Genomic DNA, 24,558 nt, shown 5'->3' with positions numbered 1-24,558 from the left:
GAAGAGCGCTGGAGAATCGAATATTTCTTGAGGTATTAGTAAGAAAAACTTGAAGCGAAAATGCGTCGAAACCTTCCCGGAGCGCGCGCCCTGCGGACTTTCGAAGCCGCCGGACGGCATTTGAATTTTACGCGCGCGGCGCGGGAGGTCGGTTTGACGCCGGCAGCGGTCAGTTTTCAGATCAAGGAGATTGAGGATCAGCTTGATCTGAAGCTGTTCACGCGCAGCAGCCGCAGTATCCAGTTTACCCCTGCGGGCGCGGTGCTGTTCGAGGCGGCTGCCGAGGCGCTCGACAGCCTGCAGCGCGCGGTCGGCCGTGCGCGCAGCGTGGCGCGCGGCACCAACCAGTTGCACCTGTCGCTAAGCGCACGCTTTGCGGCCAACTGGCTCCTGCCGAGACTTTCGCTTTTGCGCCAGGCTTGTCCGGCCTTCGAGTTGACCTTCGACGTTACCGATCAGCTGCGCAGCTTTGACCTCGACGATATCGACCTCGCCGTTCGCTTCGGCGCCGGCCAGACGGAAGGCGCGCGCTCACACAGGCTGTTCGACACGCGCGTCGTGGCGATTTGCAGCAAGCGGCTCCTTGAAACCGGCGTCCGCTTTGAACAGCCGCGTGACCTCTTCGGAGAAACGCTCTGCTACATGGACTGGAAAACCGGCGACCTGATCTGGCCGAACTGGCGCATGTGGATGGCCGAGGCCGGTATCGACGACTTCGACGATAGCCGCTGCATTGCGTTCTCTGATTCCGGCCATGTCGTCCAGGCGGTGCTTGACGGCGCCGCTATCGGCCTTGCCGACTTGCCGATGATCGCGGATGACATCGCCCGGGGTCGGTTGGTGAGACTGTTCGATTTCTCCCTCGCAGTTGGCGAGGACTACACCTATCAACTGGTCTATCCCGAAGGCACCCGGCACGATCCGCGTATCGTGGCATTCCGGGAGTGGATTCTGGCCGAGGCCGAGCGCACTATGCTGCAGATCTCGGGCAGTTAAAAGGAGGCGTCACGCTCTTGCCGGCCGCCTGCCGTTTCGGCACTCTCGGGAACACTACCGAAAGGATCCCCATGCGCGCCCTCGTCGTTCACGCCCCCAAGGACCTCCGCGCCGACGATTGGCAGGAGGCGGCGCCCGGGCCCGGGCAGGTGCTGGTGCGCACCGCCGCCGGCGGCATCTGCGGCTCCGACCTGCACTATTACCACCACGGGGGCTTCGGCGCGGTGCGCCTGAAGCAGCCGATGGTGCTGGGGCACGAGGTCTCCGGCCGCGTCGCCGAGCTGGGCCCGGATGTCGCCGAAACGTTTCCCGGGGGCCTTGCCGTGGGCGACCTGGTGGCGGTGAACCCGTCGCGGCCCTGCGGCGCCTGCCGCTACTGCCTGGAAGGCCTGGCCAACCACTGCCTCGACATGCGCTTCTATGGTTCGGCGATGCCGTTTCCGCACATTCAGGGTGCGTTCCGCGAAGCCCTGTTGGTCGACGCCGCGCAGTGCGTGAAGGCGGACGGCGTGACGGCGGGCGAGGCGGCCATGGCCGAGCCGCTGTCGGTCGCCCTGCATGCGATCCGCCGCGCCGGGCCGCTGCTCGGCAAGCGCGTGCTGGTCACCGGCTGCGGGCCGATCGGCGTCCTCACGGTGCTGGCGGCCCGGCGCGCCGGCGCGGCGGAGGTGGTCGCCACCGACATCGAGGACAGGCCGCTGGAGCACGCCGCCGCGGCCGGCGCCGACCGCACTATCAACGTCGCTGGCAACGTCGCCAGGGAGGCCGATGCGCTCGCCGCCTACGCCGCCGGCAAGGGCCACTTCGATGTGCTCTGCGAGGCGTCCGGCGCGCAGCCGGCGCTGGTCGCCGGCCTCGGCGCGCTCAGGCCGCGCGGGGTTGTCGTGCAGCTCGGCCTCGGCGGCGACATGACCCTGCCGATGACGCAGGTGACCGCCAAGGAACTGGAGCTGCGCGGCTCCTTCCGCTTCCACGAGGAGTTCCCGCTGGCCGTGGAGATGATCGCCAAGGGCCTCATCCAGGTGAAGCCGCTGATCACCCACACCATCGCCTTCGACGACGCGGTGAAGGCCTTCGAGCTGGCCGGCGACCGCAGCCAGGTCATGAAGGCCCAGATCGCCTTCAACTGATCTCGTTCAACAGATCGCGCGTTCAACTCATCCGGGCCCCCGGAAGACTCATCGAAGAGGAATGATGCAGATGCTCAGACGGACGATCGCCGCCCTGGTGTGGCTGCTGGCGGCCGCGGCACCCGCCGTGGCGGCGGAATTGCCGACCCCGGAGGGCGCGGTGGTGGTCACCGTCGCCGGCAATATCCAAAACACCAACCGCGGCCCCTTCGATGCGGCCAAGGACCCCTTCCTGAAGTACCACGAGCGTGGCTTCGACAAGGCGGCGGCATTCGACCTCGCCATGCTGGAAGCTCTCGGCATGCACAAGGCCGAGATCGTGCTGGAAGACTGGCCCGAGCCGGTCACCCTGGAAGGGCCCTATCTGAAAGACCTGGTCGCGGCCGTCGGCGGGGCCAGGGAGGGAGGCGGCAGCGGCGTCATGCTGCTGGCGCTCGACGGCTACGCCAGCGAGATCACCTGGGACGAGCTGCAGGCGCTCGATTGGATCGTCGGCATCCGCCAGGACGGAAAGCCGCTCGCACTCGGCCAGCGCGGGCCGCTCTGGGTGGTCTACAGCTACCCTGACGGGCGGGCGCTCACCGCCGAGGACGAACTGCGCTGGCCCTGGGCGACCTTCTATATCGAAATTCACTGAGGCCCCGCGGTCATCGCGCAGCCACAAAAACTTCATGTCGGCGCGCGGGCGTCGCTGCGTTAGGTTCGGTCCCGCAGCTTACGTCTTTACCGCCCGCTTCGCCGCCCCTATTGCCGCCAGGAAAGCCGCCATGCCCGACACCGCGCCGAACTCCGCTCCGTCCGTCATCACCAGCGTCGCCGAGTTGCAGGCGCTCTACGGTCAGCCGGTCGAGGCTTCGCTGGTCAAGGAGGTCGATGTCATCACGCCGGAGTACCGCCGCTTCATCGAGGTCTCGCCCTTCATGGCGCTTGCCACCAGCGGGCCGGAGGGGCTCGACTGTTCGCCGCGCGGCGAGCTCAAGGGCACCGTGCACATCGAGGACGAGCGCACGCTGATGCTGCCGGACCGGCGCGGCAACAACCGCATCGATTCCCTGCGCAACGTGGTGCAGGACCCGCGCGTCGCCCTGTTGTTCCTGGTGCCGGGCTCCGGCTCCACCATCCGTGTGAACGGCCGCGCGCAGATCAGCATCGACCCGCAGCTGCTGGCGCGCTTTGCGGTCGAAGGCAAGGCGCCGCGCAGCGTCATGGTCATCGCGGTGGAGACGGTGTTCTTCCAGTGCGCCCGCGCCATCGTGCGCTCGGACCTGTGGAACCCGGAACACCACGTGGATCCGAAGAGCCTGCCGACGCCGGGCCAGATCCTCGCCTCGGCCAGCGACGCGCGCGTCGGCGGCGAAGCCTACGACCGCGAATGGCCGGAGCGCGCCCGCAAGACGATGTGGTAGCAGGCGAGGCGCGCTGAAGTCCCCCGCACACACCACTGTCGTCCCGGGGCTTGACCCCGGGACCCATTGGCATCAGCACATGGCGTTCCCTTCGCCACGCTTGCATCCCACCAGCCGCAAAGATCGCCTGCTGCAGGGGAAAGGCCTCTATGGTGGCCACGGCATTGGGTCCCGGGATCAAGTCCCGGGACGACAGCCTTCGGGTTGGCGGGGCGGAACTCTTCTCGATGAGGTGTGGGAGTGCCGTAGCCTTGCAGGGCCGGTTACTCTCCGCGCGCTTGCAGTACCCGGTCGATGAAGGTGTCGGCGCAGCCGATGTGGTGCGCCGGATCCGCCAGGGCGTGCCAATCGACCCCCGGTGAGTCCAATCGGGCGTCGCAGCGTTCCTGCAGCAGCGCGATCAGGGAGCGGCCCTGGTCCAGTGCGTCGTGGCAGGCCTGCTTCACCAGGGCCTGGGCCTCGGGGCGCGGCAGGTGCCGGGAGAGCGCGAAGCTGGCGGCCTCGGCCAGCGCCAGGCCGTTGGTCGCCTCGATGTTGACGCGCATTCTTTCGCGGTCGACCTTCAGTCCGCCGATGAGGGCCAGCGACTGGGCCAGTGCCGCACCGGTGGCGACGACCATCTGCGGCAGCGTCAGCCACTCCAGCTGCCAGGCCACGCCGTCGCGCTCGTGGGTGTGAAAGGCGGTCAGCTGCATCGGCCCGGCGAGCCCTGCGACGTGGCGCGTCAGCGACAGCACCGCTTCCGAGCGCACGGGGTTCTGCTTCTGCGGCAGCGTCGAGGAGCCGCCGCCCGGTTGACCGTCAAAGTCTCCCTCGCGCAGTTCGCCGACCTCGTTCTGGCACAGCAGCATGATATCGCCGGCCATCTTGCCGAGGCTGCCGGAGACGAGGCCCAGCCAGTTGGCAAGCTCGACCAGGCAATCGCGTTGGCTGTGCCAGGGCAGCAGCGGCACGGCGAGTTCGAGCTCCTCGGCCAGCACCGCCTCGACGGCCGGCCCGTCCACGCCGAGCGCGGAGAGATTGCCCGCCGCGCCGCCGAAGCTCAGCACCCCGAAGCGGTCTTCGAATTCATAGAGACGATCGAGGTGGCGGTCGAGCGGCGCCAGCCAGCCGGCCACCTTGAGGCCGAAGGAGGTCGGCGTCGCCTGCTGGCCGCGGGTACGCGCCAGCATGACCGTGGCCCGCTCGGCGTCAGCCAGGTCGGCCAGGGTGTCGCCGAGATCGCCCAGGCGCTCCTCGAGGATGTCGAGGATGCGCTTGAGGCGCAGCACCAGGCCGCTGTCCATCACGTCCTGTGTGGTGGCGCCCCAGTGCACATAGGCGGCTTCCTCGCCGCCCACCGCCTTGCGCAGGCAGGCGACCAGCGCCGGCACCGGGATGCCGTCACGCGCGGTGCCCTCCGCGAGGCTGGCGGGATCGATCTCCAGGCTGCCGGCGACTTCCGAGATGCGTTCGGCGGCGGCTGCGGGAATGACGCCGACGCGCCCTTCGGCGCGTGCCAGTGCCGCCTCGAAGTCCAGCATGGCGCGCAGCTGCGCGCGGTCGTCCAGCAGGCCCGCCAGCTCGGCATCGGAGAGCAGGGGGCCCAGGAAGGCGCTGTCGAAGGGGAGGATACTCATGAAAGGTCCATCACACGTCGAAGAACACGGTTTCCCGCGCGCCCTGCATGTGGATGTCGAAGCGGTAGACGGCGACGCCGCCGGCTTCTTCATGCTGTGCGATGAGGGTGTCGCGCCGCTCGGCCGGGACGCTTTGCAGAACGGGGTCCTTCGCATTGGCCTCGGCTTCGTCGGCGAAGTAGAGCCGGGTGTAGAGGTGGCTGAGGAGTCCGCGCATGAAGACGATGACGTTCACGTGCGGCGCCTGCGCGGCGTCCACCGCGCCCGGCTTCACGCTGTCGAAGATGAAGCGGTGTTCCGGGTCGGTGCCGGTGCCGCAGCGCCCGAAGCCCTTGAAGGCGATGTTGCCGCCGCGGGCATCGGCCGGGTGGGCGTAGCGGCCCTCGGGGTCGGCCTGCCAGATCTCGATCATGGCGTCGTTCACCGCCGCGCCGTTGCCGTCGAAGACGCGGCCCTCGATGCGGATCCGCTGTCCCTCGACGTCCGGCGTGCGCAGATCTGCGGAAGCGATGGAAGTCAGCGACGGGTAGCCGTACTGCTCCGGCGTCAGGCCGTAGGCGAAGTAGGGGCCGACGGTCTGCGAGGGGGTCTGGCCCTTTTTCATCGGCCCGTCTCCATCGGCGTTTCCTGGGCGCCGCGCAGGACCACGTCGAAGCGGTAGCCGAGGGCGAACTCCGGCTCCGTCAGCGTGAGGTCGAAGGCCGCGACCAGGCGGTCGCGCGCCTTTTCCGGCGTGCCGAGGAAGATCGGGTCGAGGTCGAGCAGCGGGTCGCCCGGGAAGTACATCTGCGTCACCAGGCGCGTCGCGATGCTGGGGCCGAACAGCGAGAAGTGGATGTGGTTGGGCCGCCAGGCATTGGGGTGATTGCCCCAGGGATAGGCGCCCGGCTTGATGGTGGTGAAGCGGTAGACGCCCTCGGCATCGGTGACGCAGCGCCCGCCGCCGAAGAAGTTGGGGTCCAGCGGCGCGTTGTGCTGGTCCACCTTGTGGACGTAGCGCCCGGCGGCGTTGGCCTGCCACACCTCGACCAGCATGTCGGGCTGCGGGCGGCCCCTCTCGTCGACCACTTTGCCGGAGACGACGATGCGCTCGCCCAGGGGCTCCCCGGGGGGGTCGCCGTCCCTGCGGCCGTTCCTGGTGAGGTCGTTGTCGAGCACGCCGAGGCAGTCGTGGCCGAACACCGGGCCGGTCAGTTCGGAGAGCGTCTGCTTCAGCGGGATCAGCGGCTTGGTGGCGCCGCGCAGGCGCGTCGACTTGTAGTCGGGATGGATGACCGGGGGATGCGCGCCCCAGTCGCGTGGCGCGTAGGGTTTGGGCGAATCGGTCATGGCCTGCCCTCCTGCTCCTCTTCGTTGTCCCCACCCATTTCGTCCAGCGTCTTCTTGGCCGTCTTGAAGGCCTGGTTGGCGGCCGGCACGCCGGCGTAGACGGCGACGTGCAGCAGCGCCTCCTTGATGTCCTCCGGCGTCGCCCCGGTGTTGGCCGTCGCGCGCACGTGCATGGCGACTTCCTCGTCGTGGCCCAGGGCGGCGAGCAGCGCGATGGTGATGAGGCTGCGCTCGCGCCGCGTCAGCCCCGGGCGCGACCACACCGAGCCCCAGGCGCCCTCGGTGATGAAGTCCAGGAAGTCGGCGTTGAAGTCGTTTCTGTTTTTGTCGGAGCGCGCGACGTAGGCTTCGCCCAGCACCTCGGTGCGGGTCTTGCGGCCGGCGGCGCGGCGGGCGTCGTCAGACAAGGTCGTTCTCCCGCGCGAAGTCCAGAATCAGATCGGCCAGCACGTCGGGCTGCTCGATGCAGGGCAGGTGGCCGGCGCCCGCGATCACTTCGTAGCGCGCGCCGGGGATGAGATCGGCCAGCTGCTTCACCAGCGCGGGCGGCGTCGCGCCGTCTTCCTCGCCCACCACGCAGAGCGTCGGCACCGCGATCTCCCTGGCCTGCTCGGTCAGGTCGCTGTCGCGCAGCGCCGCGCAGGTGCCGAGGTAGCCGGCCTTGGGGGTGCGCGTCAGCATGGCGTGCCACCCGGTCAGCGCGATGGGATCGCTCTCGCGGAAGTCTTCGGTGAACCAGCGCTCCAGGATCCCATCGGCGATGCTCGCGATGCCGCCGTCCTCGATGGCGGCCATGCGCTGGCCCCACATCTCGGCCGTGCCGATCTTGTGCGCGGTGTCCGCGAGGACGAGGCCGGCGACGAGATCGGGCCGCGCCATGGTGAGCCCCTGGGCGATCAGCCCGCCGACCGAAAGCCCGCAGACGACGGCGCGCCCGGTGGCGTCGCCAATGGCGAGGTCGTCCAGCAGCGCGGCGAGGTCGCCGACGTGGTCGTCCAGGCTGTAGGGCGGGTCGCCCAGCTCGGAGAGGCCGTGGCCGCGCTTGTCGTAGAGCACGATGCGGAAAGACTCGGCCAGGCGCGCCACCACGTCGTCCCAGATGCGAAAGTCGGTGCCCAGCGAATTCGCGAACACCAGCGCGGGCTTATCCGCCTCGCCCAGGTCCTGCAGGTGCAGCACGACGCCGTTCAGCGCGCGAAAGTCCATAAAGTCTCCTCCGAACCGGTCCCCCGACGTTGCCAGGGCGCGCCTCCGCGCACCGAGGCTGCGTCACCCTCTCTCCGCCGGGGAGAGAGGGAGGCCCGCGAAACGGGGGGTGAGGGGGAACACCGCTCATCCATTGTTAGCTCAATCATTCCCTCCCGTCACCCCCGGGGCTTGACCCGGCGGTATTCGCACATCCGCTGGGGCGCCGGACGGTGCGCCCTTGGCTATTTCCCGTCGCTCCTGCGATTGACCCGCTGCCTTGCTCCGTGGCACGGGACAGGGAACGAAATCCGTCACAAGCAGGAAGCGAGCAGGGCATGAGCGAGAGTTACGACGCAGTGGTCATCGGCGCCGGGGTGATCGGCGCCGCGGTGGGGCTGGAGCTGGCGCGCGGCGGGCGCAAGGTGCTGAACGTAGACGCGCTGCCGGCGGCCGGCTACGGCTCGACCTCCAATTCCTGCGCCATCATCCGGGTCTACTATTCCACCCTCGACGGCTGCGCCATGGCCTATGACGGCTACCACGACTGGAAGGGCTGGGCCGATTACCTGGCCGCAGACGACGAGCGCGGCCACGCCGCCTTTCACGACACCGGCACCCTGGTGTTCAAGACGCCGCACAACAAGGACCTCTCCCTGGTGCTGCGCCATGTCGACGCCCTCGGCATCCCTTACGAGCACTGGGACCCATTGCGCATTCAGGCGGCCATTCCCGGCTACAACCTGGAAAGCTTCGCCCCCGCGCGCGTCATGAGCGACCCGCAGTTCGGCGAGTCCAACGGCGCGCATCTGAAAGGCGGCGTGTTCTTCCCGACCGGCGGCTACATCAGCGACCCGCAGCTCGCCACCCACAATATCCAGCGCGCGGCGGAGGCGGCCGGCGCCACCTTCCTCTTCAAGAAGAAGGTGGTGGAGATCCCGGTTGAGAACGGACGCGTCACCGGCGTGGTGCTGGACGACGGCACGACGATCGCCGCGCCGGTGGTGGTCAACGTCGCCGGGCCGCATTCCTCGATCATCAACCGCATGGCCGGGGCCGATGCCGACATGCGCATCACCACCAAGCCGCTGCGCCAAGAGGTGGTGCACGTCGATGCGCCGGAAGGCCTCGACTTCGAGAAGACCGGCATCGTGGTCTCGGACAGCGACATCGCCGTCTACGTCCGCCCGGAGACCGGCAATCACATCCTCATCGGCAGCGAGGACCCGGAGTGCGACGCCTACCAGGTGGTCGACCCCGACGACTTCAACCGCGACCTCACCGAGCAGGCGGTGACGCAGGCCTATCGGCAGGCACAGCGCCTGCCGACGCTGAAGGTCTCGCAGAGCCCCAAGGGCGTGGTCGACCTCTACGACGTCACCGAGGACTGGATCCCGATCTACGACCGGTCCTGCGTCGGCGGCTTCTACATGGCCTGCGGCTCCAGCGGCAACCAGTTCAAGAACGCGCCGGTCGCCGGCCGCATGATGGCGGCGATGATCGACTACGTGGAAGGCGGCGGCGACCAGGACGCCAAGCCGATGAAGTTCAAGCTGAAGCACCTCGACCACGCCATCGACACCGCGACCTTCTCGCGCCTGCGCGAGATCAACCAGAACAGCACGTTCTCGGTGCTGGGGTAGGCACGCCTGTCGCCCCGGCGCGTGACCCTATGGCGTTCGCACATCTCGCCGGGCTATCGCACACGCGAGCAAATCCAACGCTGTCGTCCCGGGGCTTGACCCCGGGACCCATTGGCGTCACTGCACGGCGATGCCTTACACCGTTTACATCCTTGCCAGCCGCAAGAACGGGACGCTCTACGTCGGCGTGACGAATGACATTGCCCGGCGGGTTTGGGAGCACCGTCAGGGCCGCGGCTCCCGCTTTGTCCAGAAGTACCGCGTCACGCGCCTCGTGCATCTTGAGACATTTGAGGAGATCGAACGCGCGATCCAGCGGGAGAAGACATTGAAGGAGTGGAGCCGCGCCTGGAAGATCCAACTGATCGAGCGCGGCAATCCCGAGTGGGAAGACCTCTATGACCGATTGAACGGATAGGGCAATGGGTCCCGGGGTCAAGCCCCGGGACGACAATGATAATTGCACAACCACCGAAAGACCGCTGCACACGATATAAGTATTCGGAAAGAAGCCTCCGGAGGCGGGCGATCTGATCAACGCAGATGCACCCCTGGTTGGCATTTCATGCGTAACTGTCGTCCCGGGGCTTGACCCCGGGACCCATTGGCGTCACTGCATGACGCTGCCCTGCGTGATAGAAGGGGCGGGGACGAGGCAATCCGGAGACCGGCGGCAATGGCGACGATCACCTATCTGACCCGCATCGAGTTCGGCGAGGGCGAGACGGCGAAGCTGCCCGATTACTGTGCCGGGCTCGGCCTGCGGCGCCCGCTGCTGGTGACCGACGCGGGACTGACGGCGCTGGGCCTCACCGCGCGCATCGCCGGGCTCTTCGAGGCGGCCCCACCAGTCTACGACGGCACGCCGGCCAACCCGACCGAGGCGGCGGTGATGGCGGCCCTCGCCGTCTACCGGCAGGAGGGCTGCGACGGCATCCTCGCGGTGGGCGGCGGCTCCTCCCTCGATCTCGGCAAGGCGGTGCGCATCCTGGCGGCGCACGAGCCGCCGCTCGCGCGCTATGCCGCCGTCGAAGGCGGCGTCGCCCGCATCAAGGGGCCGCTGCCGCCGATGGTCGCGGTGCCGACCACCGCCGGCACCGGCTCGGAGGTCGGCCGCGGCGCCGTCATCATCATGCAGGACGGGCGCAAGCTGGGCGTGCTGTCGCCGCTGCTGCTGCCCAGCATCGCGGTCTGCGATCCGGAGCTCACCTTCGGCCTGCCGCCGATGCTGACGGCGGCGACCGGCATGGACGCGCTGGCCCACTGCCTGGAGACCTTCATGTCGCCGGCGGTGAACCCGCCGGCCGATGCCATCGCGCTGGAGGGGCTCGCGCGCGGGCTCGGCGCGATCCGCAGGGCGGTCGCCGATGGCCGCGACCGCCAGGCGCGCTGGGACATGATGATGGCGGCGATGGAAGGCGCCATGGCGTTCCAGAAGGGCCTGGGTGCCGTGCACGCGCTGTCGCACCCGCTGGGCGCCCTGAAGGGGCTCACGCTGCACCATGGCACGCTGAATGCCGTGCTGCTGCCGGCGGTGCTGCGCTTCAACCGCGCGGCCATCGGCGGCAAGTGGGATCGTCTGGCCGTGCTGCTGGGCGGCGACCCGGATAGCGTCATTGCGCGGCTGAATGCCGACCTCGGCCTGCCGGCCGGGCTCTCCGGGATGGGTGTCGGCGCCGCGGCCCTGCCGGCGGTCGCCGCGGCGGCCTTGAAGGACCACTGCCACGCCACCAATCCCCGCCTTGCCAGCGAGGCGGAGTATCTCGCGCTGTTGCAGGAAGCCTTCTGAGATCCGGCGCCCGCCGGACGTCCTGACTCCCTCATCGCCGCCGCGTCGTCTCCCGGATCGGCATCCTCCACCCCGTTTGCCTTGTGGGTGATGAGGTGCGCCCGCATTTCCACCGTCGTGATACGCGAAATAGATCATTGATATTTCGCGCAGAGGCTAAACGCGAGAGGTGTAGAGGGCGGAATGGGGCAATCTCAGGTGATAATCATACATATCTACATGGTTTTTATCGGCTCTTCTCTTGAATCTGACTCAATTTATCAACAGCCTGTGATGTCGATGGTTAACGGTCGGTAAACGAAAGCCCGACCGCACAACCCAAGAGAACAACTGGAGGCTGGGAACATGTCTGAAGATCTCTTCCGCGAGGGGACGGTGGCTGACGAATCGCTGCACGGAGCCACCGGCCTGCCGGCCGATCAGGAGGCTGCGCGCGAGACGGGTGGCGAGGCCAGCGCCATCGTGGTCGGCCAGGCAGGCGAGGCCATCGTGGTCGACCGCCCGGCCCCCGGCCAGACCGTCGAGATCCAGACTGTTGCCGGACAGACCTACGTCCTGAACTTCGCGCCGGGTGACGCGCAGGTCCTGGTCGAGGGCGATAACTTCGTCCTTGCCTTCGATGACAACGGCGACGGGACGCCGGACAGCCAGATCGTGTTCCTCGATCTCGCGAGCGTGGTTGAGGCCGGCGATGCGCCGACCTTCCAGATCGCCGGTAACGACATCGGCGCCGACGTGCTGCTGGGCCAGGCGCTGGCGCTGGCGGGCCAGGGCGAGGCCCCGCTGGACGAGGTGGCTGCCGGTCCGGGCGCGGTGGGTGGCGGTACCAGCGCATACAGCGACAACCTGGGCGACATCATCAATCTCTTGGACGCCGAGGACGTGATCCCGCCGACGGAACTCCAGTTCGGCCTCATCGATATCGACGACGAGATCCTTCTGGAGGAAGACGATCTGGCGCTGGCAGCGGAGGACACGCCACCCGAAGCCGATTCGGTCCTGACCCCGGCGATCCAGGCGGACGGCGGCGAGGGCGGTGGCGTGCCGCCGGAGCTGCTGGACGCGCTGGACCAACTAAGCGGCGGCGGATCGCCCTCCCTCACGGCTGCTGTGTCCCTCGCTGCCGTGGGTGATTCAGTCTCGGCCTCCGCCCTTGATACCTTCCTTGGTGTGGCGCCCGGAACTCTCTCGGGATTGGGGGCCACCGAAGGCTCGGCCATGAAATTCTCCATCGACGGCGGGGAAGGCGACCCCGTTTCCTTCGACTGGAACTTCGTCACCAATGAGCAGACGCCGACCGTTTTCAACGACTCTGCTTATTTGTTTGTCCTTGAGGGCGGCTCTGTGGTTCACATGCAGTTGCTGGCCGATACCAACGCGACCTTCTTCGGGTCCCCCAGCGTCTTCAGCGAAGAAACCGGCTACACGACGATCAGCGGCAATCTGCCCGGCGACGGCATTTACACTTTTGCAGTCGTAGTCTTCGACCGAATAGACTCGAGCTTCGATTCCGGCCTTCTGATCGACAATCTGCAGATCAACGGAATTACCGAAGGATTCGAAAGCGGCACTCTGGCCGGCTGGGAATCCATCGGCCACGCGGAAGTCGTTGACGGCAGTTTCTTGGTCGACCCGTCGGAAGGCGAATTCCAGGGCTTCATCTCAACAGCGCCGGGTGGCGGCGAAGATGGCGCGGAGATCGTCTTCTTCAAGCAGATCGTCGTGGACGGCGCTATTGGCGATGATGACAGCGGCGTGGTCGCCGACTTCGGCGGTTCCGACGCCGAGACGGCGCTCGAAGATCTCGTGTTCACGCTGCAGAGCGCGCCGACCTTCGGTCAGCTCATTGTGGTGGACTCCGGCGGCACGGCTTCGTTCCTGAGTGTCGGCGACACCTTCTCCAGTACTGACACCGTCTGGTGGTTCGCGACCACCGAGGATATTGAAGACTTCCTCTCGTCGGAGGGCGCGCCGGAGTTCCTGCCGAACGTCGAGTTCGACTACAGCGTGACAGACGAGGCCGGCAACGTCGCCACCGCCCCGGTAGTGATCACCCTTCCCCGCGACGTGACCCCGCCCGATGTGGCGCTGGCCCTCTACGGCGGTGCCGACTGCATCGAGGAAGACAGCAGCCTGGGCGACTTCAATAACGAGGTGACGGTCACCGTCACGCCGGACGGCGACGACCTGCTGACCGAGATCGTGCTCAGCGGCTTCCAGCCGGACTGGGAATACGATCTGACGGGTCTGGATAGCGACGGCGCCGGCGACGGCGTGGTGGTGACCGACAACATCGCCGGCGACGGCACGGTGACCATCACCTTCTCGCCCGGCATCAGCGGCAGCTACAACGGCAGCTTCGACGTGCAGCCGCCGGCGGACTCCGACGTCGACCACCCGACCATCACCGCCACGGCGACCGTGGTCGATCCGGCCGATCCGGGCCTGACGGCCTCCGGCGACGGCTCGCTCGATATCCCTGTCGATGCTAATGCGGATGGCGGTGAAGGCTCGGCCGGCGACGACTTTGACGGCGTGCATTTGTCGGTGACGCTTTCGGTGGCCGATAGCGCCGGCGACGAGGGAGAGACCTTCCAGGTGGGAGAGACGGGGACCGTGACGGTCTCCGCGACCTTCGATGACTTCCAGGACGGTTCGGAAACCCACACCGTGACGGTTACGGCACCGGATGGCTTCGAAATCGGCGATGTGGTCGGCGATCTGCCGCCGGGCGTTTCGGTGCAGAGCAATGACGGCAGCACCCTGGTCCTCTTGGTGGATTCCCAGGACGGCGACGGCCTGGATGGCGTCGGTACGTTGGAGGTCACCTTCGAGGTGACCAACGTCGACGCATCCGACGGCGAAGCGTCGTTCACCGCCACGGCGACGGCGGTGGAGACCAGCACGGGCGACGTGGAGTGCGATCCCTCCGACGCGGACAACGTCGCGACGGTGACGACCGATGCGACCGCCACGGTGGCGGGCATCACGCCGCCCGAGGTGGCGCTGGCCCTCTACGGCGGCGCCGACTGCATCGAGGAAGACAGCAGCCTGGGCGACTCCAACAACGAGGTGACGGTCACCGTCACGCCGGACGGCGACGACCTGCTGACCGAGATCGTGCTCAGCGGCTTCCAGCCGGACTGGGAATACGATCTGACGGGTCTGGATACCGACGGTCTCGGCGACGGCGTGGTGATCACCGACAACATCGCCGTCGACGGCACGGTGACCATCACCTTCTCGCCCGGCAGCAGCGGCACCTACGAGGGCAGCTTCGACGTGCAGCCGCCGGCGGACTCCGATGTCGACCATCCGACGATTACCGCGACGGCGACCGTGGTCGATCCGGCCGACCCGGGCCTGACGGCCTCCGGTGACGGCACCCTCGATATCCCTGTCGATGCCAATGCCGACGGCGGTGAGGGCTCGGCGGGCGACGACTTTGACGGCGTGCACCTCTCTGTCGCGCTTTCGGTGGCCGATAGCGCCGGCGACGACAACACGACCTTCCAGGTGGGAGAGACGGGGACCGTGACGGTTTCCGCGACCTTCGACGACTTCCAGGACGGCTCGGAAACCCACACGGTGACGGTTGCCGCGCCGGAAGGCTTCACCATCGGCGATGTGGTCGGCGACCTGCCGCCGGGTGTGTCGATCCTCAGCAATGACGGCACTACGCTGGTCCTCTCGGTGGATTCCCAGGACGGCGACGGCCTGGACGGCGTCGGTACGTTGGAGGTCACCTTCGAGGTGACCAACGTCGACGCGTCCGACGGCGAGGCGTCGTTCACCGCCACGGCGACGGCGGTGGAAACCAGCACCGGCGATGTGGAGTGCGATCCCTCCGACGCGGACAATGTGGCGACGGTGACGACCGATGCGGCCGCCACGGTGGCGGGCATCACGCCGCCCGATGTGGCGCTGGCCCTCTACGGCGGCGCCGACTGCATCGAGGAAGACAGCAGCCTGGGCGACTCCAACAACGAGGTGACCGTCACCGTCACGCCGGACGGCGATGACCTGCTGACGGAGATCGTGCTCAGCGGCTTCCAGCCGGACTGGGAATACGATCTGACTGGTCTGGATACCGACGGTCTGGGCGACGGCGTGGTGATCACCGACAACATCGCCGGTGACGGCACGGTGACCATCACCTTCTCGCCCGGCAGCAGCGGCACCTACAACGGCAGCTTCGACGTGCAGCCGCCGGCAGACTCCGACGTCGATCACCCGACGATTACCGCCACGGCGACCGTGGTCGATCCGGCCGATCCGGGCCTGACGGCCTCCGGTGACGGCACGCTCGATATCCCTGTCGACGCGGTGGTCGACGGCTCCGAGGTCGAGCAGACGGCGCCGGCGGTGGGCGATGAGGACACCGAGATCGCGCTGAACCTTGCGATCGATCTTGGCGGCGACAGCACCACGGGCCCGGGCGAGTCCCAGGGCGGCACGGACAAGGACGGCTCGGAGTCGGTGACCAGGCTGGTGGTGATGCTGTCGGTCGGCACCTTGATGTGGGATCTGCCCGCCGCGATCGCGGCCCCGACCGAAGGTCCTGACGGGACCTGGACCTTCGAGACCTCGGGTGCGGACCTCGCCGATGTGCAGGACCTGGTCGCCAGCCTGAGCGTCACGCCGCCGGAGGATTTCAACGGCGATATCGACGTGACCGTCACGACGACCACGGCGGAGGCGGCGACGGAAGCCGGGCCCAATGGCGCCTCCGGCCAGGAGTGTGCCGACGGCAACAACGTCGACGAGGACACCTACGAGTTCACCGTGACGGTCAACCCGACGGTAGAGCCGGCGCCGGTGCTGGTGGTCGGCGAGAACGTCGACGACATCGCGACCGAGCAAACGCCTCACCGGGTTGACGAGACCAGCGAAGATCCGGTCGCCGGCGAGATCGTCGGCAACGGCGGCGACGACGTGCTGATCGGCGACGTCGGCGGCGGCGCGCTGGACGGCAAGACGATGAACCTGGTGCTGGTGCTCGATACCTCCGACAGCATGGAGACGCTGACCACCTTCAACGGCGAGCCGATGACCCGCATCGAGGCCCTCGATAAGGCGGTCGAGAGCCTGCTCGACAAGCTGACCAGCACAGCGGGGCTCACGGTGCGTCTGCACATGGTGAGCTTCTCTACCGACGTGAAAGAGGACGCCACCTTCGATATCATCGAAAACGGCGTGGTCGATCCCGACGCGTTGCAGGCGGCCAAGGATTTCATCCTGGCTGACCTTGAAGCGCCGGCCACGGCTGCCTCCGGCGAAACGAACTACGAAGCCGGATTCAACGCGGCCTACGAGTGGCTTAGCGATCCCGCCGCAACGCTCGATGACCCGGACTTCAACAAAACGATCTTCGTCTCCGATGGTTTGCCGAATAATTTCTACACCGGCAATGGAACGACGCCGAACTTTACGAACGACAGCCAGAGAGCTTTGGACCATGTGCTGGGCCAGTTCGATGCGGTCGACAATACCAAGGACGACACTTTCAGCGAGTACGACGCCCTGCTCGGAAATTTCAAGGGCGTGAACGGCACGGTCGATGCCATCGGCATCAATGTCGATGGCCAGGGCGTTGCCGTGCTGAGCCAGGTGGATCAGGACGATGCAGACAGCATCGTGCTGGGCGAACAGCTGGCCGACGCCCTGGACGGCCTCTCCCAGGTGACGCAGCTTGCCGCGGTCGGCGATGACGTCATCATCGGCAACGCTGGCGGCGACCTCATCTTCGGCGATGCCGTCTTCACCGATATCCTGGCGGGTGAGGAGGGAGTCTCCCTGCCGCTCGGGGCCGGTTGGGACGTGATCGAAGCACTCATCGACGACGGCACCCTAACCAGCAACGCAGAGATCATGGCTCTTCTGCGCGAACGGGCCTACGAGTTCGGGCGCGAGTCGGTGAACAGTGAGGGCGTCGGACGCGAGGGCGGTGACGACACCATCAGCGGCGGTGCCGGGGCGGACATAATCTTCGGCCAGGAGGGTGACGACCTCATCGACGGCGGGGCCGGAGAGGACGTCATCATCGGCGGGACCGGCGACGACACCATGACCGGCGGAGCGGACGAGGACACCTTCGTCTGGACCGACCAGTTCATCGCCGGCGAAACCGATACCATCACCGACTTCAACGGCGTCGGCGGCGATAGGCTGGACCTTTCCGAATTGCTGCAGGGCACCGACCCGACCGACGGCGGTGCCGAACTCCAGGCCTATCTGAACATTACCTTCGATGGCAGCAACACGACGATCGCCATCGACGTGGATGGCGGCAGCGACTACAGCGACGTCACCATCGTCTGCGAGGGTGTCGATCTCACGGGCGGCGGTGTCGACCAGGCGGGCATCATCCAGTCGCTGATCGACAACGGGCAGCTGCAGGCCGCCGCCACGGTCTGAGCCGAAAACGCAAACCCTCTCCCCATCGCGGGAGAGGGTTGCGAAATCTTAACGAGCGAAGCGAGTTTAGATGAAGCTGGGTGAGGGGGACGCCGCCCCCTCAGCTCGCCTCGCCCAGGCAGGCCTTCAGTTCGGCGGCGTTACGGCGCATCAGCTCGAAGTAGAGCTCGGGGCCGTCCGCCAGGTCGGCGCCCAGCGGGTCGAGGGTGCCGGTTTTGGCATTGCTGCCCTCGATGGCGACCTGCACCAGGCGCGGCTCGAACTGCGGCTCGGCGAAGACGCAGCGCGCGTCCAATTCCTCGATCTTGGCATGGATCTCCTTCAGGCGCGCCGCGCCCGGCTTGTTCTCCGGGTTCACGGTGATCGAGCCGACGTTGGCGAGACCGAAGCGGGTGTCGAGATACTGGAAGGCGTCGTGGAAGACGACGAAGGGCACGTCCTTCACCGGCGCCAGGTCGCGTTCGATCTCCTGGCTCAACTGGTCGAGGCGTTGCGCCATGCTGTCGGCGTTGGCCATGTAGATTCCGCTGTTGCCGGGGTCGGCCGCGATCAGCGCGGCGGCGACGGCCTCGACCATCGCCTTGGCGTTGTCGGGGTCGAGCCACAGGTGCATGTCGATGTCGCCATGCTCGTGTTCGTGTTCCTCCTGCGCGTGCTCTTCGTGCTCCTCGTGCTCCTCGTGCTCCTCGTGCTCTTCGTCCTCGTGCGCGTCCCACGCGCCGCCTTCGCGGTAATCCAGGGTGCGAAGACCCGGCGCCTCGGCCAGCTCGACGACGCGCGCGTTGCCGGAGAGCGTCTCGATGGCGGGCTCGAGGAAGGCCTCCAGCCCCTCGCCGATCCAGACCACCACGGCGGCGCGCTGCATCGCCGCGGCGTCGGAGGGCTTCAGGCTGTAGCTGTGCGGCGAGGCGCCGCCCTGGACGATGAGATGCGGCGTGCCGGCGCCCTGCATGACGGCGGCGACCAGCGAATGCACCGGCTTGATCGAGGCGACCACGGTCACCTCCGCCGCCAGGGCGCCCGGGGCCGCTACGGCCAGGGCAAGGCCGGCGGCGGCGAAGAGGCAGGACGAAAGCAGGACTCGACGCATCGGCAGACCTTTCAAGAAACTGGTGGGCGCGAAAAACTGGTGAGCAGCAATTGAGCGTGATATTATAACAGATGTTATAAAGTAACGGTCCTAACGGCAAGAGTGTTTTTGACGTGGCTCTGAACCTGTCCGATCGGGCGGGGGCGCCCGGCGCGGGGGCGCCCGGCGCGGCGGCACCGCCGACCGAGGCACCCCTCCTCGAGGCCCCGCTCATCGAGGCCAGCAACATCGGCGTGTGGCGTGGCGGCCACTGGCTGGTGCGCGGCGTCGACCTGGCGATCCGCCCGCGCGAGATCGTCACCCTGATCGGCCCCAACGGCAGCGGCAAGAGCACCACGGTGAAGGCGCTGCTGGGCATCCTGGCGGCCAGCGAGGGCCGGGTGATGCGCCGCCCGGGCCTCACCATCGGCTACGTGCCGCAGCGCCTGACCGTCGACTGGACCATGCCGCTGACGGTGACCCGCCTGATGACGCTGACCGGGCGCCACGGCAAGGCGGCGATCGACGCCGCGCTTGGCGAGGTCGGCATCGCGCACCTGGCGCAAGCGCCGGTGCAGCAGCTCTCCGGCGGCGAGTTCCAGCGCGCCCTGCTGGCGCGCGCCCTCATCCGCCGCCCGGCCCTGCTGGTGCTCGACGAGCCGGTGCAGGGCGTCGACTTCGCCGGCGAGATCGCGCTCTACGAGCTGATCCACGACATCCGCGAGCGCCTGGGCTGCGGCATCCTGATGATCTCCCACGACCTCCACATCGTCATGGGCAAGACCGACACCGTGGTCTGCCTCAACGGCCACGTCTGCTGCTCCGGCACGCCCCAGGCGGTGACCGAGAGTCCGGCCTATCGCAAGCTGTTCGGCGCACAGGCGGCCGCCGCCCTGGCGATCTACCGCCACCACCACGACCATGTGCATCTTGAGGATGGCACCGTCGTGCAAGATCACCACCACCACCACCATCATCACCCACAGGACAAGGCCGGCGATGCGGAATGACTTCCATGCCTGACGACTTCCATGCCGGATGATTGCCATGCTTGACGATTTCTTCACCCGCGCGCTGGTCGGCGGCATCGGCGTGGCGCTGGTGGCCGGGCCGCTGGGCTGCTTCATCGTGTGGCGGCGCATGGCCTACTTCGGCGACACCATGGCGCACTCGGCGCTGCTGGGCGTGGCGCTGGCGCTGCTGCTGGAGATCCACATCACGGCGGGCGTCTTCGCCATCACCGCGGCGGTCGCCTTCGCGCTCCTCCTCTTGCAGCGCCAGCGCGCGCTGCCCACCGACGCGCTGCTCGGCATCCTCTCGCACTCGACCCTGGCCCTGGGGCTGGTGCTGGTCGCCTTCATGGCCTGGGTGCGCATCGACCTGCTCAGCTATCTCTTCGGCGACCTGCTGGCGGTCTCGCGCGTCGACATCGCGCTCATCTACGGCGGCGGCGCGGCGGTGCTGGCGATCCTCGCCGCCGTCTGGCGCCCGCTGCTGGCCTCGACGGTCAGCGAGGAGCTGGCCGCCGCCGAGGCGCTGCGGCCCGAGCGCGCGCGCCTCATCTTCATGCTGCTGATGGCCGGGGTCATCGCCATCGCCATGAAGATCGTCGGCATCCTGCTGATCACCTCGCTGCTGGTCATCCCGGCGGCGACGGCGCGGCGCTTTGCCGGCGGGCCGGAGCGGATGGCCTTCCTCGCCGCCGGCATCGGCGCGCTCGCGGTGGCGCTCGGCCTCTTCGGCTCGCTGGAGCTCGACACGCCGTCAGGCCCCTCGGTGGTGGTGGCGGCGCTGCTGCTGTTCCTGCTGAGCCTCGCCGGCCTCGCCTGGCAGCGGCCGGGCGGCGGCGCGCCACAGCGCAACGTCCACAAGGGCGCGCAGGCGCGGGGCGGAGAGACATCATGACGATCGCGATGCCGGAGGACCTGACCCACAACCAGGCGATCGTGCTCGATTGCCTCATCGAGGCGGGGCGGGCGATGACCGCCTACCAGCTGCTCGACGAGCTGCGCGACACCGGGCTGCGCGCGCCGGCGCAGATCTACCGCGCGCTGAGCGTTCTGGCCCGGCGCGACCTGATCCACCGCATCGAGAGCCTCAACGCCTTCGTCGCCTGCCGCCACGGCGATCACAGCGAGATCGTCGCCTTCGCCATCTGCGACGACTGCCGCACGATCTGGGAATTCACCCTGCCGCGCGACAGCAGCCTGAACGCCAAGGCCGACAGCAAGGGCTTCACGATCAACAGCGCGATCGTGGAACTGCACGGCCGCTGCGCCGAGTGCAAGGAGACCCGCAAGCAGTGGCTAGGGCACTGAGGGCGGGGTGAGGCTTGCCGCGGATCGGACTCCCCTCTTCGCCAGACCGTCAGGCCAGCCCCAGGCCGCCGTCGGCGGCGATGATCTGGCCGGTGATCCAGTCGGCGGCCGGGTCGGCCAGGGCGAGGATCCAGCGGGCCACGTCGTCCGGCTTGCCGCGGCGCTTCAGCGGTATCGCCTCGCGCTCCTGCGCCTCGACGGCCGCGGCCTGCTCTGCCGTGAGGCCCATCATGCCGGTCAGGGCGCCGGACTCCGTCGGCCCCGCCGCGACGGCGTTCACCCGCACCCCCTGCGGCGCCAGCTCCAGGGCCCAGCAGCGGGTCAGGTGCTCCAGCGCCGCCTTGCTGGCCGCGTAGTGCGACAGTCCCGCCGCCGGCTTGCGGCCGTAGGTGCTGGAGACGTTGACGATCGCGCCCTTTGATTTCACCAGGTGGGGCAGCGCGGCGGTGGCGAGCAGGCTCGGCCCGACCACGTTCACGGCGAAGATGCTCTCGATCCGCCCGGCCGTGGCATCGGCCAGCGGCAGGAGGGCGCCCGCCCCGGCGTTGTTCACCAGCACATCCAGGCCGCCGTGGGCCTCGACGGCCCCCACGGCTTGGGCAACGGTGCGCGCGGCATCTTCCGGCGACGCGGCGTCGGCGACGACGGCGGCGATGTTGGGATGATCGCCGGCGGCCTCGTGGAGGGCGGCCGCGCGGCGGCCGGTGATGACGACCCGCGCGCCCGCCGCGGCGAAGTGCCGCGCGGCAGCCCGGCCGATGCCGGGACTGCCGCCGGTGACGATGACGACCCTATCTTTGAACGCGGGGTCTTTGAACCCGGGGTCTTTGAACGTGGGGTTTTTCAGAGGGGGGGACATGATCTTCCTGATGCTGCCATGGGTTGTGAGATTGCGGGAGCGGTCACGCCGCCCGGCTGCGGTCCTTCGGATGCTCGTTGCGAAAGCCGATGGACAGGCGGTTCCAGACGTTGATCGCCCCGATGGCGAGAGACAGCGCGATGAGCTCGTCGTCGGTGAAGGCGGCGCGCGCTTTCTCGTAGACCGCGTCCGGCGCGTGGTCCTGCGTGACCAGGGTCAGGGCCTCGGTCCAGGCCAGTGCCGCCCGCTCGCGCGGGGTGTAGAGCCCGGACTCCCGCCAGGCGTCCAGCAGCAGCAGGCGGCTGTCCGTTTCGCCCAGCTTCACGGCCTCTTCGCGGTGCATGTGCAGGCAGAAGGCGCAGCCGTTGATCTGCGAGGCGCGCGTGCGCACCAGCGCGAGCAGCCTGGGGTCGGTGTTGGCCGCCAGCCAGGTCTCGAGGCCGACGAGAGCCTCGACGCCGCCGTTCTTGCGGGCGAGGAAATTCAGGCGCGTGGTCATGGTTGTCTCCTGTGGCTTGAAGGAAAGGGTGAGGGCGGTCAGTAGTCCCAGAAGGCCGCGACCCAGCGGAAGGCGTCGCCGTCGACCGCCACCCGCCCGACGGAGGGGAACGGCAGATGCGTGGCCACCAGCAGCGCGCCGGTCGCCGCCGCCTCGCGCAGCAGATCGACGCGGACGCGCACCGACTCCTCGGGGTCGTGTTCGAAGCCGTTGTGCCAGTCGGGATGGTCGAAGCCGACCGGGAAGATGGCGTCGCCGGCAAAGGTCAGCCGGTCGCCGCCGGAGGCCACGTGGACCACGCTGTGCCCGGGGGTGTGGCCGCCGGTGCGGCAGACGACCACCCCCGGCGCGACCTCGAACGCTTCCTCGAAGGTGCGCAGATGGCTGTAGTAGGTGTTCAGGAACCGCTTGGCGACAGAGCGCAGCACGGGCGGCACCGGCGACGGCATGTCGGTGTGGGAGAAGTCGGGCGCCGCCCAGAATTCGACTTCGGCGGCCGCCACGTGAATGCGCAGGTCCGCACGCAGCCGGTCCTTCATCCCGGCGACCAGCAGCCCGCCGACATGATCCATGTGCATGTGGGTCAGCACCACGTCGGTCACGGACGCAAGGTCGATGCCGGCGGCCTCCAGCCGCTGGGGGAACTGCCCGGCGCGCGGGAAGCCCGGGTACTCGCCCCCCAGTCCGGCATCGACCAGGATGGTGCGGTCGCCGCTGCGCAGCACCAGCACGTTCAGCGGCCAGTCGAAGGCGTCCGCCGGCAGGAACATATCCGCGAACCAGGCCGCCCGGACGGCCGGGTCGGCATTGGTGGCCAGCGTCGCGGTCGGCAGGGGCAACACCCCGTCGCTGACCACCAGCACGTCGATCTCGCCGATCCGCAGCGCATAGCGCGACGGAACCAGCTCCTCAAACATCGCTCCGGCGGGCGCCGGCCGGCCGGGCTGGGCGGCGGGATCCGGGTTCATGCTTTCATTCTTTCGGGCGAGGGCGTTCTGCTGCTTGGTCATGATCGTTCTCCTGTGGCTTGAAGGGAGGGGGCGGGTGGATCTCAGGCGAAGGCGGTCCGGCCGGCGCGGGCGCGGCGGATCGCCCAGAGGGTGAGCGCGATGCCGATGAGCGCGGGCAGGGTGACGGCGGGGAAATCACGCGGGATGGCAGAGGGCGCGCAGATGCCGGCAGCGACTTCCCAGAAGTGGAAGAGGGCGTGCGCCGAGAGCCACAGGGTGGCGGCGGCCCAGAGGCCGATGCGGCGCTCCGGCTTCGCCAGGCCGACGATGAAGGCGGCGCCCAGCATCAGCTGGATGATGCCGATGTCGCGCACGAAGTGCTGGTTGAAGAAGCCGGTGTCGGTCACCCCCGGCACCAGCTCGTACCAGGTCAGCGGCGCGATCAGCATGAAGAGGCCGTTCAAGGAGAGGAGCAGGCCGTTGAACGCGACCATGAGGAGGATGACGGCACGGGCCGCGCGGTTGCTTTCGAAGGTCGTCATGAGCTTTCTCCCTGTTCTGGCGATGGGCCTAGGACACGGCATGGCCGAGCCAGTCGGCGAAGCGGATTGAGCCCAGGCGGGGGCTGTCCCCGGGCGTCAGCGAGCGGTCGTTCAGCGCCGCCCCGAAATAGCGGGCGTGCACGTCGGCGATCACCTTGCGCGCGTCCCCGCGCGCGGCCAGGAACTGGCGCGCGAAGCTGTCGAGCGGGCAGGCCTCGGGGCCGGCCACCTCGACGGTCGCGTTCAATGGTTCTGCGACGGTGAGTTCGGCCAGGGCGGCGGCGACGTCGTCGGAGGCGATCGGCTGGATGAGCGCCGGCGACAGGCGGATCGCGTCGCCCTCGGTGCCCGCTTTGACGATGCCGTCGACGAATTCGAAGAACTGCGTCGAGCGCAGGATCGTGTAGGGGACCCCTGCGGCCTTGATCAGGTCCTCCTGGGCCATCTTCGCCCGGAAATAGCCGCTCTCGAGCAGGCGCTCCGTGCCGACGACCGAAAGGGCGAGGTGGTGCGCGACGCCGGCGGCCGCCTCCGCCGCGAGCAGGTTGCGGCCGGCGGTCCTGAAGAACGTCATGACCGCCTCGTCCTCGAAGGAAGGCGCGTTCGCCACGTCGACGACGACCTGGGTGTCCATCAGCGCCGCGGCCAGACCTTCCCCGGTGAAGGTGTTCACGCCGGTGTTGGGCGACGCGGCCACCACGTCGTGCCCCTTCCCGCGAAGGTTGTTCACGAGCTTGGTTCCGATGAGGCCGCTGCCGCCGATGACGACGATTTTCATCTCTGTTTCTCCAACCACTGCGGTGTTCG

Annotated in this window: 22 protein-coding genes; 11 read left to right on the top strand and 11 right to left on the bottom strand. The window is 68.1% G+C overall.

Annotated elements, in window-relative coordinates; genetic code table 11:
- The first annotated feature begins 60 nt into the window (after nt 1-60).
- The 4 genes from WDC82_RS21410 to WDC82_RS21395 all read left to right on the top strand — a co-directional run bounded on the left by WDC82_RS21410 (nt 61) and on the right by WDC82_RS21395 (nt 3,532).
- Nucleotides 61-996 carry a LysR substrate-binding domain-containing protein gene (locus WDC82_RS21410; protein WP_340119445.1) on the top strand — a complete coding sequence of 312 codons (936 nt, stop codon included), beginning with the start codon at nt 61-63 and terminating at the stop codon, nt 994-996.
- A gap of 71 nt (nt 997-1,067) precedes the next feature.
- Nucleotides 1,068-2,126 (top strand): L-idonate 5-dehydrogenase, encoded by a 1,059-nt coding sequence (locus tag WDC82_RS21405; protein ID WP_340119444.1) that lies wholly within the window; start codon nt 1,068-1,070, stop codon nt 2,124-2,126.
- A 70-nt stretch (nt 2,127-2,196) separates the two neighbouring features.
- The gene (locus WDC82_RS21400; RefSeq protein WP_340119443.1) at nt 2,197-2,763 is read left to right on the top strand and encodes a hypothetical protein; all 567 of its coding nucleotides are present in this window, start codon (nt 2,197-2,199) and stop codon (nt 2,761-2,763) included.
- Nucleotides 2,764-2,893: 130 nt separating this feature from the next.
- Complete coding sequence (locus tag WDC82_RS21395; protein WP_340119442.1) at nt 2,894-3,532, top strand: pyridoxamine 5'-phosphate oxidase family protein; 639 nt, start codon at nt 2,894-2,896, stop codon at nt 3,530-3,532.
- Between the two features lie 263 nt (nt 3,533-3,795).
- Here the strand turns inward: WDC82_RS21395 and pcaB are convergent, their stop codons facing one another.
- The 5 genes from pcaB to pcaD are packed head-to-tail and all read right to left on the bottom strand — an operon-like array spanning nt 3,796 to nt 7,686.
- The gene (gene pcaB, locus WDC82_RS21390; protein WP_340119441.1) at nt 3,796-5,151 is read right to left on the bottom strand and encodes a 3-carboxy-cis,cis-muconate cycloisomerase; all 1,356 of its coding nucleotides are present in this window, start codon (nt 5,149-5,151) and stop codon (nt 3,796-3,798) included.
- A 10-nt stretch (nt 5,152-5,161) separates the two neighbouring features.
- Nucleotides 5,162-5,755, bottom strand: a complete 594-nt coding sequence (gene pcaG / locus WDC82_RS21385; RefSeq protein ID WP_340119440.1) for a protocatechuate 3,4-dioxygenase subunit alpha — start codon at nt 5,753-5,755, stop codon at nt 5,162-5,164.
- A complete protein-coding gene (gene pcaH / locus WDC82_RS21380) occupies nt 5,752-6,480 on the bottom strand; it encodes a protocatechuate 3,4-dioxygenase subunit beta (RefSeq protein WP_340119439.1) in 729 nt (242 codons plus the stop codon). The genes pcaG and pcaH overlap by 4 nt, the downstream gene beginning before the upstream one ends.
- Nucleotides 6,477-6,887 (bottom strand): 4-carboxymuconolactone decarboxylase, encoded by a 411-nt coding sequence (pcaC, locus tag WDC82_RS21375; RefSeq protein WP_340119438.1) that lies wholly within the window; start codon nt 6,885-6,887, stop codon nt 6,477-6,479. The genes pcaH and pcaC overlap by 4 nt, the downstream gene beginning before the upstream one ends.
- Complete coding sequence (pcaD, locus tag WDC82_RS21370; RefSeq protein ID WP_340119437.1) at nt 6,880-7,686, bottom strand: 3-oxoadipate enol-lactonase; 807 nt, start codon at nt 7,684-7,686, stop codon at nt 6,880-6,882. The genes pcaC and pcaD overlap by 8 nt, the downstream gene beginning before the upstream one ends.
- A 317-nt stretch (nt 7,687-8,003) precedes the next feature.
- On the opposite strand from pcaD, the gene WDC82_RS21365 reads away from it, so the two are divergent.
- The 4 genes from WDC82_RS21365 to WDC82_RS21350 all read left to right on the top strand — a co-directional run bounded on the left by WDC82_RS21365 (nt 8,004) and on the right by WDC82_RS21350 (nt 17,514).
- On the top strand, nt 8,004-9,308 hold the full coding sequence (locus WDC82_RS21365) for an FAD-dependent oxidoreductase (RefSeq protein ID WP_340119436.1): 1,305 nt from the start codon (nt 8,004-8,006) through the stop codon (nt 9,306-9,308).
- A 130-nt stretch (nt 9,309-9,438) separates the two neighbouring features.
- The gene (locus tag WDC82_RS21360; RefSeq protein ID WP_340119435.1) at nt 9,439-9,726 is read left to right on the top strand and encodes a GIY-YIG nuclease family protein; all 288 of its coding nucleotides are present in this window, start codon (nt 9,439-9,441) and stop codon (nt 9,724-9,726) included.
- A 258-nt stretch (nt 9,727-9,984) separates the two neighbouring features.
- A complete protein-coding gene (locus tag WDC82_RS21355) occupies nt 9,985-11,097 on the top strand; it encodes an iron-containing alcohol dehydrogenase (protein ID WP_340119434.1) in 1,113 nt (370 codons plus the stop codon).
- Between the two features lie 345 nt (nt 11,098-11,442).
- Complete coding sequence (locus WDC82_RS21350) at nt 11,443-17,514, top strand: type I secretion C-terminal target domain-containing protein (protein WP_340119433.1); 6,072 nt, start codon at nt 11,443-11,445, stop codon at nt 17,512-17,514.
- 100 nt (nt 17,515-17,614) lie between these two features.
- Here WDC82_RS21350 and znuA read toward each other — a convergent pair whose 3' ends face one another.
- Entirely contained in the window at nt 17,615-18,604 is a 990-nt protein-coding gene (gene znuA / locus WDC82_RS21345; protein WP_340119432.1) for a zinc ABC transporter substrate-binding protein ZnuA, read from the bottom strand.
- A 212-nt stretch (nt 18,605-18,816) separates the two neighbouring features.
- Between znuA and WDC82_RS21340 the strand changes: the two genes are divergently transcribed.
- From WDC82_RS21340 to WDC82_RS21330, 3 genes are read left to right on the top strand one after another with little or no spacing between them, the layout of a single operon-like run.
- A complete protein-coding gene (locus WDC82_RS21340) occupies nt 18,817-19,593 on the top strand; it encodes an ATP-binding cassette domain-containing protein (RefSeq protein ID WP_370661571.1) in 777 nt (258 codons plus the stop codon).
- A gap of 37 nt (nt 19,594-19,630) precedes the next feature.
- Entirely contained in the window at nt 19,631-20,488 is an 858-nt protein-coding gene (locus tag WDC82_RS21335) for a metal ABC transporter permease (protein ID WP_340119430.1), read from the top strand.
- Nucleotides 20,485-20,901, top strand: a complete 417-nt coding sequence (locus tag WDC82_RS21330) for a Fur family transcriptional regulator (protein ID WP_340119429.1) — start codon at nt 20,485-20,487, stop codon at nt 20,899-20,901. Before WDC82_RS21335 ends, WDC82_RS21330 begins: the two co-directional genes overlap by 4 nt.
- 49 nt (nt 20,902-20,950) lie before the next feature.
- Here WDC82_RS21330 and WDC82_RS21325 read toward each other — a convergent pair whose 3' ends face one another.
- The 5 genes from WDC82_RS21325 to WDC82_RS21305 are packed head-to-tail and all read right to left on the bottom strand — an operon-like array spanning nt 20,951 to nt 24,529.
- On the bottom strand, nt 20,951-21,760 hold the full coding sequence (locus WDC82_RS21325; protein ID WP_340119428.1) for an SDR family oxidoreductase: 810 nt from the start codon (nt 21,758-21,760) through the stop codon (nt 20,951-20,953).
- A gap of 43 nt (nt 21,761-21,803) precedes the next feature.
- Nucleotides 21,804-22,259: a carboxymuconolactone decarboxylase family protein gene (locus tag WDC82_RS21320; protein WP_340119427.1), complete on the bottom strand. Its 456-nt coding sequence runs from the start codon at nt 22,257-22,259 to the stop codon at nt 21,804-21,806.
- Between the two features lie 38 nt (nt 22,260-22,297).
- Nucleotides 22,298-23,269 carry an MBL fold metallo-hydrolase gene (locus WDC82_RS21315; protein WP_340119426.1) on the bottom strand — a complete coding sequence of 324 codons (972 nt, stop codon included), beginning with the start codon at nt 23,267-23,269 and terminating at the stop codon, nt 22,298-22,300.
- A gap of 41 nt (nt 23,270-23,310) precedes the next feature.
- The gene (locus WDC82_RS21310) at nt 23,311-23,751 is read right to left on the bottom strand and encodes a hypothetical protein (protein ID WP_340119425.1); all 441 of its coding nucleotides are present in this window, start codon (nt 23,749-23,751) and stop codon (nt 23,311-23,313) included.
- A gap of 28 nt (nt 23,752-23,779) precedes the next feature.
- A complete protein-coding gene (locus WDC82_RS21305; RefSeq protein WP_340119424.1) occupies nt 23,780-24,529 on the bottom strand; it encodes an SDR family oxidoreductase in 750 nt (249 codons plus the stop codon).
- Nucleotides 24,530-24,558: the final 29 nt, after the last annotated feature.

The sequence above is a fragment of the Pelagibius sp. 7325 genome (genome assembly GCF_037652055.1).
Classification (GTDB): Bacteria; Pseudomonadota; Alphaproteobacteria; order Kiloniellales; family Kiloniellaceae; genus Pelagibius.
Note: the sequence above shows the minus strand (reverse complement) of the source record. Positions and strands in the feature narration are given on the sequence as shown.